Origin of the sequence: Streptomyces sp. SM1, assembly GCF_002910825.1 — a bacterium.
Taxonomy (GTDB): domain Bacteria; phylum Actinomycetota; class Actinomycetes; order Streptomycetales; family Streptomycetaceae; genus Streptomyces; species Streptomyces okerensis.
Genome location: NZ_NEUB01000336.1, coordinates 1 through 1,386 on the forward strand (window position 1 = coordinate 1; position 1,386 = coordinate 1,386).

At 71.9% G+C, this 1,386-nt stretch carries 2 protein-coding genes; both read right to left on the reverse strand.

Annotated elements, in window-relative coordinates; all coding sequences use genetic code 11:
- Positions 1-66: 66 nt before the first annotated feature.
- Positions 67-798: a hydrogen peroxide-dependent heme synthase gene (gene hemQ, locus B9S61_RS08570; RefSeq protein ID WP_103541712.1), complete on the reverse strand. Its 732-nt coding sequence runs from the start codon at positions 796-798 to the stop codon at positions 67-69.
- Positions 799-803: 5 nt separating this feature from the next.
- Positions 804-1,386, reverse strand: a 583-nt coding sequence (locus tag B9S61_RS08575; protein WP_103541713.1) for an NAD(P)/FAD-dependent oxidoreductase, incomplete at its 5' end; no start/stop codon positions are given.

Genomic DNA, 1,386 nt, shown 5'->3' on the forward strand with positions numbered 1-1,386 from the left:
GCCGGAGCCCGGGGCTTCGGCGGGAGGCCAGAAGGTTCCCGCCGTTCCGCGCCCCGCTCCGAGGGGTCAGGCCAGGCCCGCGACCAGGTCCGCGACGTCCTTGCGGCGGCCCGTGAAGAACGGGACCTCCTCGCGGACGTGCATCCGGGCTTCCGAGCCGCGCAGGTGGCGCATGAGGTCGACGATGCGGTCCAGTTCGTCGGCCTCGAAGGCGAGCATCCACTCGTAGTCGCCGAGCGAGAACGAGGCGACCGTGTTGGCCCGCACGTCCGGGTAGCCGCGGGCCATCTTCCCGTGGTCGGCGAGCATCCGGCGGCGGTCCTCGTCGGGCAGCAGGTACCAGTCGTAGGAGCGCACGAAGGGGTAGACGCTCACATAGTTGCGGGGCGTCTCGTCGGCGAGGAACGCCGGGATGTGCGACCGGTTGAACTCGGCGGGGCGGTGCAGCGCCATGTTCGACCAGACCGGCTCCAGCGCGCGGCCCAGCCGGGTACGGCGGAACAGGTTGTACGCCTCCTGGAGCTGGTCGGCGGTCTCGGCGTGCCACCAGATCATGACGTCGGCGTCCGCGCGCAGGCCCGACACGTCGTAGGTGCCGCGGATCGTGACGTCCTTGGCGGTGAGCTGGTCGAACAGCTCCTGTACCTCCTCGGCGTACCCGGCACGGTCCTCGGGCAGGACGTCCTTCAGCTTGAAGACCGACCAGAGGGTGTAGCGGATGACCTCGTTGAGGTCCTTGGCCAGCTTGCCCTTGTTGGGGATCCGGTCGGGGGCGGGGGTGGTGGCGTCGTCACTCATGTCCCTTATTCTCCTGCTCCTCCGTGGAGGCTCTGCACCGGGTTGGCGGTGAGGTCCTGCACACCGTGCAGGTCACCGTGGATCTGGTCGGCGGCGGCGTACGCGCTCGCGATGCACGCGGGGATGCCGACGCCGTCGTACGCCGCGCCGCACACGGCGAGCCCCGCGAGGCCCGCGAGGTGCGCGCGGACGCGGGTCACGCGCGCGTGGTGGCCGACGGGGTACTGGGGCAGGCCGCCGTTCCAGCGGGTGACGCGGGTGGCGACCGGCGCGGCGGCCAGGCCGACGGCCGCCTTGAGGTCGTGCCGGGAGACCTCCACGAGGTCCGCGTCGTCACGGCGGAGGATCTCCGTCTCGCCGTGACGGCCCACCGAGGTGCGCAGGACGACCAGGTCCGGGTTCTCCTCGGCGATCCAGCCCCACTTGCGGGAGGCGAACGTGGACGCCTTGATGGTGTGCCCGTCGACGGGCGGCACGAGGAACCCGCTGCCCTCGGGCAGATCGGTCTCCGCGCGGCGGTAGGCGAGGGTGATCAGCGCCATGGAGGCGTACTCCACGCCGGCGAGCTCGGCGGCGGCTCCCGGCGCC